Genomic DNA, 15,882 nt, shown 5'->3' with positions numbered 1-15,882 from the left:
AGCCGCTGGTGGTTGGCTTGTGGCACAATAACGACAGGCTATAGCAATATAGTGACTAGCTTGTGGCACTATAAGTAAAAAAAACCCCCGAAGAACGGGGGAGTATGTGTGGTGATTTCGTAGTTATGCCTTACTACTTATAGTTAGTCTGCTCCACTCCCTCCTTGGAGTGACTTTGCAGGGCCATACGAGTAAATACCTCCACACCAATATACGATGCTTCCTATTTACTAACTGCCTGCCTATTAGTTTGGTTTACCAGTTGGCTATACTGAAGGTTCACTTCTTCGATCATCTGTTGACGACTGATTAGGCCCCCAAACTTTTTTTCACCAATATAAAAAGTTGGAGTTCCAGTAAGTTTCAGATCTCTAAAAAGTGTATTATTTTTATTTAAAATAGCACTTACTTGTGACGAATTCGCAGTCTTTTTGATAAGCGTACTGTCTAGCCCCATCAGTTCAGCAAGCTCGTATGCCTTCTGTGGGATGGACTGCTGCATTGAAAGAAGCTCTTTGTGGAATGCTGGATACGCATTGGGAGAGATCTGATTTACAGCAATGGCTATCTTTGCTAATTCAGTGGAATTAGCACCTAAAATGGACACATCTTTATACACGAATCGGATGCGTTTGTCTTTACCTAAAAGGGGAGCCAACTCCGTTGCACCCCTTTTACATACTCCACATGCGTAGTCAAAAAACTCCACCACAGTGATCTCTCCAGCTTCATTAAGAACCGGCGTATCTTCATCATAATACAAAGATTTTGAAAACATTTGTTTATGCTTCATTGTTTGGTATGTCCTCACGGATTCCACTCCTGCGATTAAGAGTTCAGGGTTTGATTGGAACGCTTTCATAAGCATCGAGTTGAATTGTTGTTGTGACATTTCAACTTCAGAAGCTGATGCGGTAGCTGCAGAACCAATTGCCAAAATTGTAAATAAAGTCGTCGCTGTCTTCTTGAACAAAGGTGCCATCATTAGATTCCTCGATTTGAGTGGTCGTAACATAGTGCTCGATGAACAACGTTATGTTTTCAATTAAGAGAACTTTTTTTCGAGATAGATTGAAACGGGGGGAGAAAATTGACGCGATGATCGGGGAAAACCATAATGAGTTTACCCACCCCAGTTATGAAAAAATGTATGGAGCGTTACTATGGACCCGATCAGTAGAATGAATTCCCTCATCACAGAAAGCTTTAATTCTGTAAAAGAATCGCAATCAGAAGTGCTTGAAACATTGGCCACTACAACAAGGAAGGTGTTCAAAGAAATTACTCAAACAACACCGAATTGGAGGCAGAAGCTTTCAGAAATTGCCAATGATGCAACTTGCGCCAATTATGTTGGCCACGTTGTCTCTAACAAACACACTCCAGCAGAGCTACTTCAGTCACAGGCAACTGACGACTTTGTTCTTAACGAATTACAAGTGACAGCGTTCGTGGTTTACGAAATGGTGGAACGAGGTTGCCCTGAGCCGACTCAGCTCAAAGATCTGAATACTGCTATCCAGAACGTAACGCTGAAGTCATTAAACAGTTTACGCAAGTTACTACGCCGCCATAACTATGATATCGACTATCTTTCAGATCGTGTACAAGAGGCTGCCTTGGAAACGATTCGTGCTGCACGCTGCTATAAGCATACGGGTATAGCGAGCTTTGATACTTACGCGAGCGCTCGCGTTAAGACCGTTGTATCAAGAAAAGAGCTCCACCATACACTGATGGTGAAAGTATCAGACCGGGACATTTCAGGCGCTTATTCAAAAGCAATTGAAATTAATTCCGAGAAAACCAACAACAAGCTGACCCCAGGTTCCAGTGCATCATCGTACTTACCCAAACCATTGTATGACTTTGATCAAGGTTCGAACGACAATCGATATGGGGTAACTAGTGGATGTAACGACAATGTGGTGTCGGATTTGACGCATCTTAAGTTGAGACAGCACTTGATTGCCCAGTTAAAGACCCTCAATGCGAACGAGAAAATTGTGATCATGAATGAGATGGGATTAGTAGCCGGTACATTGAATCGAAACGACTTGGTTGAATCTCTCGGTTTCTCCTCGTCTCGATATACCCAAGTTAAGACAAGCGCCTTACAAAAGCTAGGCGCACATAAGTCACTTTCTAAGTCATGGGAACGTGCGCTTGCTTAGTTGATGAACTCAATTCCACTCCCATTGGGACTGTTGTTTGGCAGAGTATCGTTAGTTTCGGTATTCTGCTTTTTGTTGTCGGTCCTTTGGTATTGATCAGCAATAGGTGACGCAGCTGGTGGTGCGCTTTGCGTGTAATTGAAGGAATCTTTAATTTGAGCGTATTTTCCAATGAAGGTTGTTTTTGCAGAGCCTATAGCTGATTTACGAGCTTTGCTAATAATCAAATGAGCGACACCAGGTTCATTTTGAGGATCATACATTTCCGGTCGATAAATAAAGCAGATGATATCCGCATCTTGCTCTAGCGAACCTGACTCTCGTAAGTCGGAATTCACTGGGCGTTTATCAGCACGCTTCTCGATATCGCGAGACAATTGGGATAGTGCTATAACAGGTACTTGTAACTCTTTCCCCAACGCTTTGAGCTGTCGTGATATTTCTGAGACTTCTAAGTTTCTATTATCAGTTTTGTATTTTTCACTGGTTAGCAACTGAATGTAGTCCACACCAATACCAGAAATCTTTCCATTATGCTGCCGATAAAAGCGACGTGCGCGACGACACAACTCCTCGACGGTCATTGAACCGTCATCCATCTCAATATTGTAATCACCGGATCTACCTAGCGCAGATGAACAATCAGCCCATTGAGTATCACTCATGCTGGCGTTTCGAATATTACTCAGTGGTACGCTTGCCAAGTTAGATAGCAAATTCTCTCCAATCGATTCAGAGCTCATTTCAAGGGAGAAAAATAAGAATGGTGCATCGTTTTGATAACTTGAGTTTTTGATAACGTTCAGGAGTAAGGTGGTTTTGCCATGAGATGGACGGCCTGCAAGGATGATGAAATCTGCAGGTCGGAATCCACCAAGTGCTTCAAAGCATGCAAAGCCCGACTTAAATGCATTAAATTCCCCTTTGCTTCTGCGCTCCATGTTGTCCAGCGTTGCAGCAAAGGCATCTTTCAATGAAATTGGGCCTTGCTCATTGTCCTTTTCCACTTCGTCATAAGACTCAACAACAGAATGCATCGAACCTATGATTTCATCGGTCGTCTTGTTTGACGAACATTGTGTTAATAGCTTTTGAAGCTCCACCTGAAGTGTTCGTTTGTTGTTAGTGTCGTTGATTTGCGAAACATAGTCAGAAAGAGCATTTATGTTTGCTGGTTGCGCTAGTGACTCCATGGCAACTGTAGTAATCGCGTCGACTCCCTCTTGCCCATACTCAGCGTATACACGCGCTTTAATCGTGTTTAAATCGATTGATTGTTTATCTTCATGCAATTTGAAGCAGGTATCGATGAGAACCCGTGTCGCTGTATCACTGACAACGTTAGTTTCTAGGTCGAGTTCGTCAATAACGCCATCATGGGAGAGGATGAGGTTAATCACAGGGTGGTATAAATTAAACTTTAACATGGTAATGCCCATCGGATACTAGGACATAGTTGATACAACTTTTGAGAGTGAATTTAGAGAATTGAGTGGGGGAGGTGGTAGGGAAACCCAAAAAGTTAACAACGGAGTGGGTTCAATCGCAACAATCAAACGATTGGATTTTTGGGTTTCCCAAATTACTAAAGCGAGGCGTCGATGCCTCCCTCATAATCAAATTCGACGGACTCTGTGGGAGAGCTAATCCATGCGTCGATGATGTTATTGCGTCGTGTCGTGTGGTATTTGCCTGACGGAAGTTTTTGCATAAATCCATCGGTGACCTGGTTGATGTCCAACGAGTAGCCCAGCTTCGAAATCTCGCCATGAAGTTTAAACATCACGTTATCCGAGATGTAGTGATAAGCGGTACTGCGCGAGATGTTGGCGTAGGTTCGATAGAGCTCTTCACATGGTTCCATTTTGAACTCATCTTCCAAAAGACTTGAGCTGCATTGAGAAAATAACAAGTTTACTCGTGCATCTAAGTAATCGGTGCGGCTGGGTGTGAGCATATACACGGCCAAACACGCGAAGGCGACAATTAAGCACGCAGCGGTTCTGACAGGGACACACTTAGTATTCATTTCCATAACGTTTTCCAGTTCCATTCATCTAGACAACCCAATATCAGAAATATGGCATAGACAGTCATGCCGAAATGAAATTAGTGGAACGATTTTTAGTGTTTCCCCCGTTTTGAATAGAAAACAGTGACCTCCTCTCGTTTAAGACGATGCCTAATGATGTGATGGAATCGAGTTCCTTTGTCAAATAAGGGGCTTAAATGGACTCGCTAATTCGTAAACCCAAGTGATTAGACGTGTATAACTGACCGTCAGAGTCTAAATCTTTTTTGACTTGGGGATTTTTTAATGAAAGTCATCGAGAATAACACCCTGCGCGAGTGTGTAGTCTGTAAACAACCCACACTAACAATGGTAGAAAATGGACACCAGGCAAAACGATACTCTTTATGTGAGAAGCACCACTCACAAATTGAGTACGTGAGAGTTATACAAGTAATACAGCAATCTAAATTCAAGCGAGATGGAAAAACTCGAAAAAATGTCAAAATTGTAGATCCAAGAAAGAGCTTGGTTCGCTTTGATTTTTATTTTCGAGAATTAGCAGTGGAAGATTGTGGTAATTATATCTGGCTAGGCGCTAAAAATGGGCCATCTGTACAGGCTGTTCATGTGTACCCTGACAAAAGTGATGTTACCGACTACTTACTGGCAAACCCACCTTTTAACGCAAAAGGAATCCAGTACCGAACAATACGCAAGATAAACGTATGGGATCGAGGGGATAGAAACGAAATCCACTTATCCAACATACCAGAACATCACTACACGAAGAAAGGCATGTCTCTCAACGATGCATACGCACTACTTGTGAAACGTAAGACTGTAGTAATTCAGAAAGTTGGAGCAAAAAAAGTAGTGACCAAATCAGCGTAATAGAATTGAACGGAGAAGCTAAATGGATTGGTTTGAACGATTAAGCTTGGATTGGTTTGAACGATTAAGCTACGGGCCACAGGTTGATGATCTTGTGGTCAGCTTTTTTAATGGATGGGTTACTTGGGTGCATGGCCTTAGTCTGAATCAGCGTTTGGCTTTTGCTATGTCAACTATAGTGGCTCTCTTTGTCGTTAATTGGCTGTTTAAAATGATATTTCGTATTTTTGTAACCGTTAGGCGATGGCTGCGTAGAAGGTGTATCCCCAAAAAAATCAACCTTCATCTAGATAGGGAGCAAGATCAGCACATAGAGACGGATAAGCTTTTATTGGGCGGCTTTCGTGGTCTATTAGTGACGCTCTTATTTATTGGGATAGTAGGAGGTGTAGGTGTCAAAATAATGAAGAGTGATAGTATCAATGACAAGCCTGATATCGGTACAGGTGTTTTGCACCGCGACATTGTTAAGCATTATGACCAAAACACATTAACTGTCGAGCAAATAGAAAAGTGCTTGGCTATAAGGCACTATCAAGACCAAAATCAGTCGCAAGCATTCGATTTACGCGCTCAGTTAGAAGAAAGGAAGCTCTACATCCAAAGCATAGATCACCCTACAAACTCAGATGTTCAAGCTTACAACGTCCTAATTGAACAATACCAAATTCTTGCTGAGAAGCTTGATGCGGTAAGCCTTGAATGGAACAGTATCTGTGCTAATAAGCGTTACTATTTAGAAGATTATAATCATAGCCAATTCACAAATACCGATACCGTAGATATGTAAGCCACTTAAGAGGCAAAGCTTTGTGTCGAGTCTCAATGCTTAAAGCTAAGAAATGCGCCTTCGCTAGTCGAAACAGCAAGGTAGGATTGCACTTTCTCGGGTAATTTCCTCATCAACAATTTCCGCTCAACGAATGAAGAATAAAGATGAAGAGAAAAGGTGTATCACCACAGGAACATACTTAGTCAGCACTTATGAAAAGCGTGTTTGCACTGACTTTCAATCATTGGCCACGAAAAGGAGAATCACCATGTTTTTCTTGCCAGATATCCATGACACCAAATTAGATACTGTTGCTTTATCAAACGCGAGTAGATGCAGCATTGTTGCTGAAGTCGCAGGAGAGAAGTATGTCCCGAGAGACTTTCTTAACTTACTTGTGGTTGGCGAGGGGGGCAAAATCGGCAGTAAAGTAAAAAATACTAACGATTCCTATGACTTGGGTCCCGCTCAGGTGAATACAATCCATTCCAAATACATCTTACGAAACTACCCTAATAAGTCTTGGGTAGATGTTGCCACTGACCCTGTTCTCAATATCCGTATCAGTGCAGATATATTCAAAGGATGCCTTACCTACGCTAAGGGTCATGTTTGGGAAGCCGTCGGTTGCTATAACTCAAAGACAGTCAACATCAAGACCAATTATCTAATCAGAACAATGAAAACTTGGGATTACATTCTGAAACGACCATCATTGAACTGCTCGGAGTATTGGTATCAGGATTAGAGCTAACTTCGACTCCCCAAATATCAAATAGCAGCTCAAATTCCCCTCGCTATTTAGCAAAATCGACTTCTACCACAAGTAATATGGGGTTCTCATGTTTATAGGAATTCATTATGTCGATACGTATAAATCGAAAGACACTGACCCTATGTGGCGTACTCGTACTGTCTGGTGTTCTGGTTCTAAAGTTCTCTTCTGTTTTCTTCGATGATTCTCATGCCTATGTTGGCCAGTGGAGCTCTGTATCGTCAGACGGCGCTGCAGAATTCAACGTCGGAGCTGACTACATTGAGGCGTTTGGGAAACGATTACCCGTTGACGTGATTGTTAATGATGACGGCTCTGTTTTGGCTCAGTCTCCAAACCAAAACTTTAGAATAACCAAAACCACCAGCGGTGTTGAGTTAACTGTTACACGTAGGTACATCGAAGAACCGGTCGAGAAGGTTTATGAGCTGACTCTAAAGCAGTAAGCGTTCGTAAAGACGTTCTAAATCAACTTCATATTACTGAGAGCCATCGTAACTAAATGATAGTGCTCAGACGTGTATAACTACTGCATTATTGAATCAGAATGAAACGCGAGAATGCTGGATATAAAGTACATCAAAGACACATTTAAAGTTCCTGTTTGGCAAGTGTTGTTGCGGTTACCTGAATCGTTTGTGGACACGAGACAAGTGGTGTCTGACTTTTCCTATCTTACGGACAGTGACTGTGTGGTTATTCAAGGGACAGTGACTTCTATTTCTGAATCATACAATCGAACGACTGTCATTAATGGCAGCATTGTTGACTCCCGAAACGTCGCTCAACGTTTTTCTCATTTTGCCAAATTAGACAGTGAATACGGCCAACAATTGGCAAGTCGACTTAATGATCGAGGTTATTACTTGTGCAAAGTGAAACAAGTCGGAACCGCGCTGTTTATCAACCACCCGCAGCCATTGAATGAAAAATTCATTGGTAAAATCACTCCGGTCTATAAAGTCAAAAGTAAGCAACTCAAAGGGTTGAAGTATGCTGAGTTTTTGGAGCAGCATATTGATGAACTGATCCCATTGACGGCAAGAAAGATACGAGAAGAATTAGCGAAATTAAATCTAAGCAACGGGAAAATTAGACGGTTGTTAGAAGCGCACTCGCTGTGTTTAGAAGAGGTTTTGAGATTTGTGCATTTCCCAAATTCATTGGAAGAAAGTGAACAATGCAACGCTATACTACAAAGAATAGCAGCTACTTTGTTGTTCTCAGAAGTGGAAGGCGAACCAAATTTAACTCACCCATTTCAGCTCGACAAAGACGATACCTATTTCAATGATGTCGTCCCGTTTCAACTGACGGATGAACAATTGGATGCCGTGAGCGGTATCAAAGCCGCGATTAACAACAGAGCCCCACGAAGTGTCTTATTCGGGGATGTGGGGACGGGGAAAACCGTCATTGGCGCGATACTGACACGTCATGTTGTTGATGCTGGTGGTTGTGTCGTCATTATGGTTCCCAACCTAATATTAGGAGCCCAAATCTATAAAGAGATCGACAACTGCTGGCCAGATATTGGCATCGAGTTTTTATTGTCTGAGAGTGAGCATGACAACTTCGTAGGTAAAGGCTATCGATGCATCAACGAGATGACAGAAGACACCCGTGTCGTGATTGGTACGACGGCTTTGCTCCATCATCACAACAATATGCCTATCGACCTACTGTGGATCGACGAAGAGCAAAAAATGGGGCTTGAACAAAAAGAATCCACATTAATAACTCATGGCCGGACACATCTGTTGTTGTCGAGTGCGACGTGCATTCCTAGAACGCAAGCGATGATGAGTTTTGGCATGCTGCCGTACTTCAAATTAACCAAGTACCACACACCTAGAGAAGTGATCACTACCCGTTACGAGCATACCCAAATCGATGAGGTTATCTGTCGAGTTGAAGAACGCATCAATCGTGGTGACAAGGTGTTAATCATTAGCACCATGAAAGGTGAATCCAAAGCTCAAGCTGTTTCACACAGAGCCAGTGCTGAACAACTCTTTGATGACTGGAAAGCGATGTATGGTGACATCGTTAAATTGTCCCATGGTGGGTTGTCTAAACAAGACAATGAGACTGCCATAAATGCAATGAAGTCGGGTGAGGGGAAAATATTGATTGCGACCACATTGATTGAGGTTGGGATCACAATACCAAAACTGAACTATGTCGTTGTGCTGAACCCTGAAAATCTTGGTGTGGTTACGCTGCACCAGATCCGAGGTCGCGTAGCGCGGGAAGGAGGTATCGGGCATTGTGACCTACTGCCTACTACCCAACTCAAAACGCCATCCATAGACCGACTGGATTTGTTGGTCAATCACTCTGATGGGTTCAGTTTGGCAGAGGCTGACTTGCAATTACGGGGTATGGGGGACTTAAAGAATGGCAACAATCAGTCAGGAACGTCGAAATGCATCTTGGTCGACCAACAATTATCGCTTGGTCTGCTAACCGATACCTTAGAAAGACTGACAGGAAAGGGATCAGAAACCTAAACGAATTAATTTCTGAAACTGACATCACGCTCAATAAATGACAGTCAGGCATGAGCAATTTACGGAGAGCACCATTATGCTAATTAAATACAAAAATTATTCTGATCTGGATGATTCTACTTTAGAGCATATGGATAAATTGAAGTACTCTGATTTATTCCATCAATTGAAAATTCAATTTGAAACAATGTGCGGATCTACTTACAGTTTCGGGGATATTTTCAATACACAAATTAATCAAACTGAGATTGTAGAACATAACTGGATGGTTTCAATACCAATTCAAAACCAACTATTCACTCTTGATAGTGTAAGAGAGTCGATACCGGAAAGCGAGAAAGGGATTAATGTACGTTGTTTTCTTGACCCGAATCTCTATGAGCTCATTTTCTTTGTCGACCCTAGAAACCCAAAAGAATTGATCGGGTTTTGCAGCTTAAGTAAGTTTGAACATAACGATGATGGGTACTATTCGATTAGAGTCGTTTTGGAAATGGTCTACGTTAAGCCCAAGTATAGAAATGGCATTCGAGGTCAGATAATGGCCTATGAAACGGGTCGCTTGATATCTAGGCAAAAAGTGTTTGATGAATTTAACAACGAATATCGATATGTGGACGTCGAAGTTGCTGGTCAAGGAACTAACGCAGGAGGTCGAGCATGTTTAGAGCGGTTTTACCTCGGAATCAATTTCCACCTCGGCGGCATAAGTATTGAAGATAAAGATGGTTGTGACATTGAAATACCATCTAACGTTATTTTGTGCGATGAATATTAGCGATTTGTTCTTGCTTTAATACAAGCTCTAAAGGCGGAGTTAAACAACACTATACCTTGCGATAGTTAGTTGTGGGAAAGTGAACCTCATCCCCTGATTATCGTTAATTTAAATACCTTTTCTGATGTAACACTTCACCTTTGTCACCAATAAAATTCAATTAAGCCGTGAAATAAGGCTCACTAATTTAAATTATGCAGATCTAAGTTTGGCAAACTCTTGGTACTAACTAGGAGTGTTGCTATGAAATGGTCAAACAAAATTCAAGGTATGTTGGGCTTAGGGTTGCTTGCCAGCCTTCAAGTCGCAGCTGAACCCCCAACGCAAGATTTCCTCAATGCCGACATCAATGTGGTTTCAAGTTATGAAATTGAAACCGACAAGCTAATTATGATGGAGCTGGATACCGGTGAAATGTTACTGGCCACCGGTGATGGAAAATTTCTTATCAAGGGCGGTTCATTATTCTCAACCGTTCACACCAAATTCGTAAACTCCCCACAAGAGCTTTACGCGGCATCCCATGTCGACTTGAAGAAAATGAAAATCAACCCAGAAGAAGATTTTGCGGGGTTTAACTTAAACCCATTAGCCAAAGTTTTTGGTGGGACCCTCTTTATTGCACCAACGGGTTGTAAGCATTGCGGTGACTTCGTAGAGATCCTTGAGAAGCAGCACCCTGATAAAAGATTCCGCATAGCAATCGTGCCTGTCTTCGATGATAAGGAGTATGAAAATACGTTGTTAGCCCAATGTTCCGATGATCCGGACAAAGCGCTGCACGCCTTATATGAAGGCACTTGGTCTGAAGCTAAATACCCCCGCCCACCAAATAGCCAGTGTAAAGAAGCCATTACCAAAGTGAATTCAACTTACGCGTCTCTACAGATAATGAGTCCGGGCCGTGTTGGGCTTCCTGCATTTTTCAACAACAAAACATCTTCCATTATCGGGCTGCCAACGAGTAAGGCTCAACTCACGTCCATTATCGTAGAAGGAATCGACCTATGATTAAACAATCCATATTTATCTCATTTGCGCTGCTTACTTTAGCCGGTTGTTCTGTCGTAGGCGAAGAAGAGGGCGTGTGTCCAGGCGCGAAAAGTGGTGTAGCGTGTGCGTCCGTCCGAGAAGTTTATGAGCTAACCAATGTCTATAACAATGCTGAAGACTATGCGAAGGCGACAGGTGACGAACGTGTCATGGTCACAGACGAAGATGGCGAAACCATCACAGGGAAAGAATACAAAGAAAAATACGGAACGGACATTGAGGCTGACTCAGCATCAGTGAATGAAACCCAACAACACGCAAACTTTTCTCAAGCTCCAGCGTTAGCTTCACCCGAAGCGGCATATCAGCATTTACTTCTTCCGGCTCCAGAACCCCTAGCCATGCGAAAGCCTGCCGATATTGTTCGTACATTGGTGCGTCCATATACAGACAAAGAAACCTTACAGATCCCTGGTTATGGATTCATCGAAGCAACACAGCGAACTTGGGTCGTCGATAGAAGCGCTAAGACCAATGATTCTCAATACGTCAACTTCCATGTCAGAAAGGAAAGCCAAGAGCAAAACTACGATGTGAATGATGATGGTCAGATTGGCGTCGAGTCACGCAATGCAAGACCGGCTATCAGCGACTCTGAGTTAAGAGAGAATGCGAGAAGTAATGCGAACTCGCTAATCGATCAACTGCGTCAATAAGGGGGCATATATCATGGGTGCGATTTCACGATTTTTTAAGCAATTCGAAAACTCCAAATTTGGCGATCTTCTCCCTGTCTTGGACTACAACCGAAAGCACAAATATTTCGAGCTCGAAGACAGTTACATTGGCTTAATGTACAAGATTGAAACGGTGCCAGCCGTTAACGATGAGTTACAGGAGCTATTAGAACAAATCTATAAGGCCGATTGGCCGGAAGACACGTTTATTCAGGTCTTGTTTTGGGCGAATGATAATTTAAGCCCTTTCACCAATAGCTTTTCTATGTACCACGGAGGTCGACAAACAGGTGAGGCAAACGACAGACTGAATTCGATTTCAAAGGGGCTGATTAACCACTTCCAGCAATCATCACAATCAGGGTTTGGTGATAGCGACTGTCGAGCTCGCATGTTTGATTGTTACTTCGTAGTGAAGGTTCCAATCAAAGGCAACTTTGGCGTGCCTACCAAAAAGGAACTTAAACACTTCAATAATCTACGTACTGATACAGAAGAGTCATTGAACAAGGTCGGCTTGTTCTGTACCCCGATGGATCAGTGGGGCTGGCTACACTTCATGCAAAGGCTCATGAACAGAAAGGACTCGTCAACTTGGCGCAAAGGAGACGTTAATAAAAACGAAGCCTACATGCCCCGAGATCAAGTTCAGGAGCAGGGCGGTAAAATCGAGTTTACCGATTCGAAGGTCATCATTGATGAGCGGCCTATATCGATGCTTACTCCCAAAGAATACCCAAAAACACTGGGCTTTGGTGACATGCTGAATGTCTTTAGTGATTGGCGATATGGGCATTCTACAGCATGGTCGAACTTCATGATTGTATTGAATGTCCATTACCCTAACTCTAAAAAAGAAGAGGGTAAGATTAAGCGTCGCCGTAAATACATGACAATGCAGGCAAACAACAAATTAGTAAATTGGAATGATACTGTTCGTTGGCAGCGAGCTGACTTTGATGAAGCTTTTACCAAAATTGAGCAAAAGAAGTCGAAGATGGTGAATGCGTATCTTCAGTTTATGATTTTTGGTGATGATGAGGAGCATTTAGAGACGGAGATTGCACGCTTCAAGAAAGTAGCTTCAACCCCTGCAGGATTCGAATTGGAAGAAGACAAGTACATGACTCCACCTATGTTCCTGCATTCATTACCTTTCGCACCAGACCCTGTGACTCGCAAAAGATTAGACCGCTATAACTTAGTACCGTCTGATGTCTGCGCGTTCATGAGCCCGATAATTTCCAGTTCATCTGGCAACTCACCAAGTAAACCTGTGATCCCCTTTGTAACCAGAGACATGTCGATGTTTGGGTTTAATCCTTTTGAAACCGATGGCTCAATGAACGGTATCGTTGTCGCGGAGTCGGGCTCGGGCAAGTCGGTTCTCGTCCAATACATTGTGACGTGCATATTGGGGTCAGGCAAGATGCCAAGCCAGCATCTATGGAACATGATGAATTTACCCAAGTCAGAAATCGATAAGCTGATGAAGACCGCTCAACATATTGCTGAAGCCAAGCGCGATGGTGGTATGGCAATGATTATCGATGTGGGTCGAAGCTACTACCGTTTGTGTGAAGCGTTGAATGGTCAATTTATCAGTTTCGGTCAAGATATGAAGTTCTCACTCAACCCTTTCCCGTCCATTGTTGAGTTCAGTGGTAAGGAAGGGCAGGCTGGTATGATTTTGGAAATGCTGTCGGTGATGGCAGAGCCCAATGGTACGCTCACGACGTTGCAGAAGCGTGGTATGACGACCATTTTGAAATTGATGTGGGATAAGCATGGTCGCGACTCAAGTGTCACGATCTTCGCTGATATGTGTTCTGCGAGCTCTCGTCAAGAGCTGAATGACATTGGTGAACAGTTAAAACCATTCCGTGAAGGCGAAATGTTTGGCGATATGTTTACGGTCAATAAGCCGCCCCCAACGCTGGACAACCCATTCATTGTCTGTGAATTAGAAGAGCTGAAGTCGCAACCGGAATTGCAGGTAATTGCCTTAATGCAGATCATCAACCTGTGTTACCAACATTTCTTCTTGGGTGATGCTCAAGCCGGTTCTCAGCGTCGTTCGAAAGCCTTCATTGTGGATGAGTGTTGGGAGTTCCTTCAAGAAAAGCAAGGGTCCACAGGTGCTAACCCAGTATCATCGTTCCTTGAGAGTGCCTTTAGGCGTTTTAGGAAGGTGGATGCTAGTGCTTGGATTATCACCCAATTGTTGAGTGACTTGTATGGTTCATCTGTAGGTAAAGCCATAGCCGCCAACTGTGTATATCGTTGCTTCCTGTATCAGAAATCAGACACGATTAATCAAGTTAAAAATGACAAGCTGGTGGCATTGTCAGACCAAGAATTCGAAATTCTCAAATCGATTAGGACCCGTAAAAATAGGTACTCAGAAATCTTCTTCCAAATTGGTGATGACATCAAAGAGGTTGTGCGTTTTTACGCGCCTCCTGCAATGCTGCTGATGTACTCCACGGACCCGAAAGACAAAATGGAATTAGCGGCTCTGATGGAACGGGGGTACACCCAAGACCAAGCCATCGATAAAATTTTAGAGACGCGTCGGGTCGAGTCATTTGCGACTGACATGGATGACTTGGAAAATGAAGACGAAGAACAAGTCGAAAACGCCGCATAACAATGTCCTTTCTTTGAAAGAAAATAAGTTATGCAAATGATCTCCCAAATAGGCAAGCAGGCTCCAAAACCTGCTTGTCAATTTAAAGTCCAAATTACCTTCCTTGTTTGAAAAACTTATTTCTACCGCTCCTTACAATGAAAATCACACCCCAACAATGGTCACTATGCAATGAAAATTCTAACTATGGTTTTAAGCACTTTGGTCTTCATGAGTTCAGCTATGGCTAACACCAGTGACGACATAATCAGTCGTTACAAAGAAGCGTGTGGAACGGAGTGTGGGGACACCATCGCCTATTTGTCACGCTATGCTTCCGCCCAATGTAACATTCCTTATGATTCAGTCGTAGAAACGTCTGTGGAGCTTACTGGGCTTCAATTTGTGGCGATCTCCATTGCAGTCCAACACCCACTTGCTCACTCATTGCAAAATTATGCTTTGAAGAGTCTTGATTGTTCGGACTTACATAAGTGGTCTAAGTCCATCGAAGACTATTCGTTCGTGCTAGAGGCAAACAACGGACTCCAAGGCTCCAATGTCTCAAGTAGCAATTAGAATGAGTGAGGTTATGGATGTTGAGTACTAACCAATGTAATGAAAAATCAGGCAAAAACGTGAAGGTGACATGGCTTCTGGTGTGTGGACTTGTGGCCTTAATCACTATTGTTACCGTGATGATGTGGACAACGAGAGCGAATCGATTCAGTGATTACACGATGATGGAAAAATCATCACGCGAGTATATTTTAAACCTGTATGCAATGGACAACTCAACACTAGATTCAAAGGCGATTCAGTGGCCTGATTTTGCTGTCGCTCATGGTGGGGTGCAGTCAGTGAATTTGGTAACAAAAGTTTGTAAGTCTGAGGCGTCAAATGCCACCTGCTTTTTTGCGTATCAAACTTCCTTTAAAGACCAAAGCCATACCATGACATATGGAGTCAGGGCGACAAATGATGAAAGTGAACCGCTGAATATTGAATTGCTCAATGCAACTGGGGGGCGGTTGTTGCTTTCCATGCCAGATCCCTTTGTGAATAGTCCTGTGGTGGAGGTATTGGAATGAAGACGCTAAATTTTCTTGTTGGATACATCTCTCTTCAATTGGGGATAATTGTCTTTTTGACAAACCCATTGAATAGCATGTCACTCACAATAATTTGCTTTTTACTGGTGGCGGTATGCTACTGTCTTGTCTCCCCGTTTATCAAATGTCGTCTACAAGAACTCATGCATTTTGATAAATTTGTCTTTGAGATTTATCAGTCAAATCGACGTCATCCATTGTCTGAAAAGTTTGGAACGGAAATATCTAAACACCTGTCTAAAAATGCACAATCTTCTTCTGATAAAAAGAAAGACATCGGCGCATATGTAGCCACGGACTTATACTTGTCCTTATTCACGTTCGGTATCGCGGTCGCGCCAGGTTTATTAATCCATATATTTTTACCATAAGTCTTCATTCTCATTCAGCCCCTTCATAGTCGTGAAGGGGTAACAATCCAAATCCCTCCTTTACAATGAATGCCGCGAGAAAAACTTTAATCTTCAAAAATAGGCTTGTTAATTTCAAAAATT

14 protein-coding genes are annotated in these 15,882 nt (G+C 42.7%); 11 read left to right on the top strand and 3 right to left on the bottom strand.

Annotated features, from left to right (window positions below):
- Positions 1-223: 223 nt before the first annotated feature.
- Positions 224-985 carry a DsbA family protein gene (locus tag AB4138_RS15025; RefSeq protein ID WP_372157285.1) on the bottom strand — a complete coding sequence of 254 codons (762 nt, stop codon included), beginning with the start codon at positions 983-985 and terminating at the stop codon, positions 224-226.
- A 178-nt stretch (positions 986-1,163) separates the two neighbouring features.
- On the opposite strand from AB4138_RS15025, the gene AB4138_RS15020 reads away from it, so the two are divergent.
- Entirely contained in the window at positions 1,164-2,174 is a 1,011-nt protein-coding gene (locus AB4138_RS15020; protein WP_372157287.1) for a hypothetical protein, read from the top strand.
- Here the strand turns inward: AB4138_RS15020 and AB4138_RS15015 are convergent.
- Both AB4138_RS15015 and AB4138_RS15010 read right to left on the bottom strand, forming a co-directional pair.
- Positions 2,171-3,601 carry a replicative DNA helicase gene (locus AB4138_RS15015; protein WP_372050572.1) on the bottom strand — a complete coding sequence of 477 codons (1,431 nt, stop codon included), beginning with the start codon at positions 3,599-3,601 and terminating at the stop codon, positions 2,171-2,173. The two genes, AB4138_RS15020 and AB4138_RS15015, sit on opposite strands and share 4 nt — an antisense overlap.
- Positions 3,602-3,759: 158 nt before the next feature.
- Positions 3,760-4,209, bottom strand: coding sequence for a hypothetical protein (locus AB4138_RS15010; RefSeq protein WP_086714976.1), 450 nt, complete (start codon positions 4,207-4,209; stop codon positions 3,760-3,762).
- 282 nt (positions 4,210-4,491) lie between these two features.
- On the opposite strand from AB4138_RS15010, the gene AB4138_RS15005 reads away from it, so the two are divergent.
- The 10 genes from AB4138_RS15005 to AB4138_RS14960 all read left to right on the top strand — a co-directional run bounded on the left by AB4138_RS15005 (position 4,492) and on the right by AB4138_RS14960 (position 15,367).
- The gene (locus AB4138_RS15005) at positions 4,492-5,079 is read left to right on the top strand and encodes a hypothetical protein (protein WP_086714975.1); all 588 of its coding nucleotides are present in this window, start codon (positions 4,492-4,494) and stop codon (positions 5,077-5,079) included.
- 22 nt (positions 5,080-5,101) lie between these two features.
- The gene (locus AB4138_RS15000) at positions 5,102-5,869 is read left to right on the top strand and encodes a hypothetical protein (RefSeq protein WP_372157291.1); all 768 of its coding nucleotides are present in this window, start codon (positions 5,102-5,104) and stop codon (positions 5,867-5,869) included.
- Between the two features lie 250 nt (positions 5,870-6,119).
- Positions 6,120-6,599, top strand: coding sequence for a lytic transglycosylase domain-containing protein (locus tag AB4138_RS14995; protein ID WP_146493234.1), 480 nt, complete (start codon positions 6,120-6,122; stop codon positions 6,597-6,599).
- A 113-nt stretch (positions 6,600-6,712) separates the two neighbouring features.
- Positions 6,713-7,072, top strand: coding sequence for a hypothetical protein (locus tag AB4138_RS14990; RefSeq protein ID WP_102305739.1), 360 nt, complete (start codon positions 6,713-6,715; stop codon positions 7,070-7,072).
- Between the two features lie 114 nt (positions 7,073-7,186).
- Complete coding sequence (locus tag AB4138_RS14985) at positions 7,187-9,139, top strand: helicase-related protein (RefSeq protein ID WP_136987035.1); 1,953 nt, start codon at positions 7,187-7,189, stop codon at positions 9,137-9,139.
- 76 nt (positions 9,140-9,215) lie between these two features.
- A complete protein-coding gene (locus tag AB4138_RS14980) occupies positions 9,216-9,917 on the top strand; it encodes a hypothetical protein (RefSeq protein WP_102305741.1) in 702 nt (233 codons plus the stop codon).
- Positions 9,918-10,160: 243 nt separating this feature from the next.
- A complete protein-coding gene (locus AB4138_RS14975) occupies positions 10,161-10,928 on the top strand; it encodes a hypothetical protein (RefSeq protein ID WP_081230270.1) in 768 nt (255 codons plus the stop codon).
- Complete coding sequence (locus tag AB4138_RS14970; RefSeq protein WP_086714968.1) at positions 10,925-11,626, top strand: TraV family lipoprotein; 702 nt, start codon at positions 10,925-10,927, stop codon at positions 11,624-11,626. The genes AB4138_RS14975 and AB4138_RS14970 overlap by 4 nt, the downstream gene beginning before the upstream one ends.
- Positions 11,627-11,639: 13 nt before the next feature.
- A complete protein-coding gene (locus tag AB4138_RS14965; RefSeq protein ID WP_136987036.1) occupies positions 11,640-14,297 on the top strand; it encodes a TraC family protein in 2,658 nt (885 codons plus the stop codon).
- A gap of 575 nt (positions 14,298-14,872) precedes the next feature.
- Positions 14,873-15,367 carry a hypothetical protein gene (locus AB4138_RS14960; protein ID WP_372157293.1) on the top strand — a complete coding sequence of 165 codons (495 nt, stop codon included), beginning with the start codon at positions 14,873-14,875 and terminating at the stop codon, positions 15,365-15,367.
- The last annotated feature ends 515 nt before the right edge of the window (positions 15,368-15,882 follow it).

Source organism: Vibrio sp. 10N.286.52.C3 (assembly GCF_041468865.1).
GTDB classification, from domain to species: Bacteria; Pseudomonadota; Gammaproteobacteria; order Enterobacterales; family Vibrionaceae; genus Vibrio; species Vibrio crassostreae_C.
This window is presented reverse-complemented; position numbering and strand designations above follow the sequence as displayed.

What these genes read in the sequence shown, in the direction of transcription:
- AB4138_RS15025 (WP_372157285.1), bottom strand. Translation starts at nt 985, where the DNA reads ATGATGGCACCTTTGTTCAAGAAGACAGCGACGACTTTATTTACAATT.
- AB4138_RS15020 (WP_372157287.1), top strand. Translation starts at nt 1,164, where the DNA reads ATGGACCCGATCAGTAGAATGAATTCCCTCATCACAGAAAGCTTTAAT.
- AB4138_RS15015 (WP_372050572.1), bottom strand. Translation starts at nt 3,601, where the DNA reads ATGTTAAAGTTTAATTTATACCACCCTGTGATTAACCTCATCCTCTCC.
- AB4138_RS15010 (WP_086714976.1), bottom strand. Translation starts at nt 4,209, where the DNA reads ATGGAAATGAATACTAAGTGTGTCCCTGTCAGAACCGCTGCGTGCTTA.
- AB4138_RS15005 (WP_086714975.1), top strand. Translation starts at nt 4,492, where the DNA reads ATGAAAGTCATCGAGAATAACACCCTGCGCGAGTGTGTAGTCTGTAAA.
- AB4138_RS15000 (WP_372157291.1), top strand. Translation starts at nt 5,102, where the DNA reads ATGGATTGGTTTGAACGATTAAGCTTGGATTGGTTTGAACGATTAAGC.
- AB4138_RS14995 (WP_146493234.1), top strand. Translation starts at nt 6,120, where the DNA reads ATGTTTTTCTTGCCAGATATCCATGACACCAAATTAGATACTGTTGCT.
- AB4138_RS14990 (WP_102305739.1), top strand. Translation starts at nt 6,713, where the DNA reads ATGTCGATACGTATAAATCGAAAGACACTGACCCTATGTGGCGTACTC.
- AB4138_RS14985 (WP_136987035.1), top strand. Translation starts at nt 7,187, where the DNA reads ATGCTGGATATAAAGTACATCAAAGACACATTTAAAGTTCCTGTTTGG.
- AB4138_RS14980 (WP_102305741.1), top strand. Translation starts at nt 9,216, where the DNA reads ATGCTAATTAAATACAAAAATTATTCTGATCTGGATGATTCTACTTTA.
- AB4138_RS14975 (WP_081230270.1), top strand. Translation starts at nt 10,161, where the DNA reads ATGAAATGGTCAAACAAAATTCAAGGTATGTTGGGCTTAGGGTTGCTT.
- AB4138_RS14970 (WP_086714968.1), top strand. Translation starts at nt 10,925, where the DNA reads ATGATTAAACAATCCATATTTATCTCATTTGCGCTGCTTACTTTAGCC.
- AB4138_RS14965 (WP_136987036.1), top strand. Translation starts at nt 11,640, where the DNA reads ATGGGTGCGATTTCACGATTTTTTAAGCAATTCGAAAACTCCAAATTT.
- AB4138_RS14960 (WP_372157293.1), top strand. Translation starts at nt 14,873, where the DNA reads ATGTTGAGTACTAACCAATGTAATGAAAAATCAGGCAAAAACGTGAAG.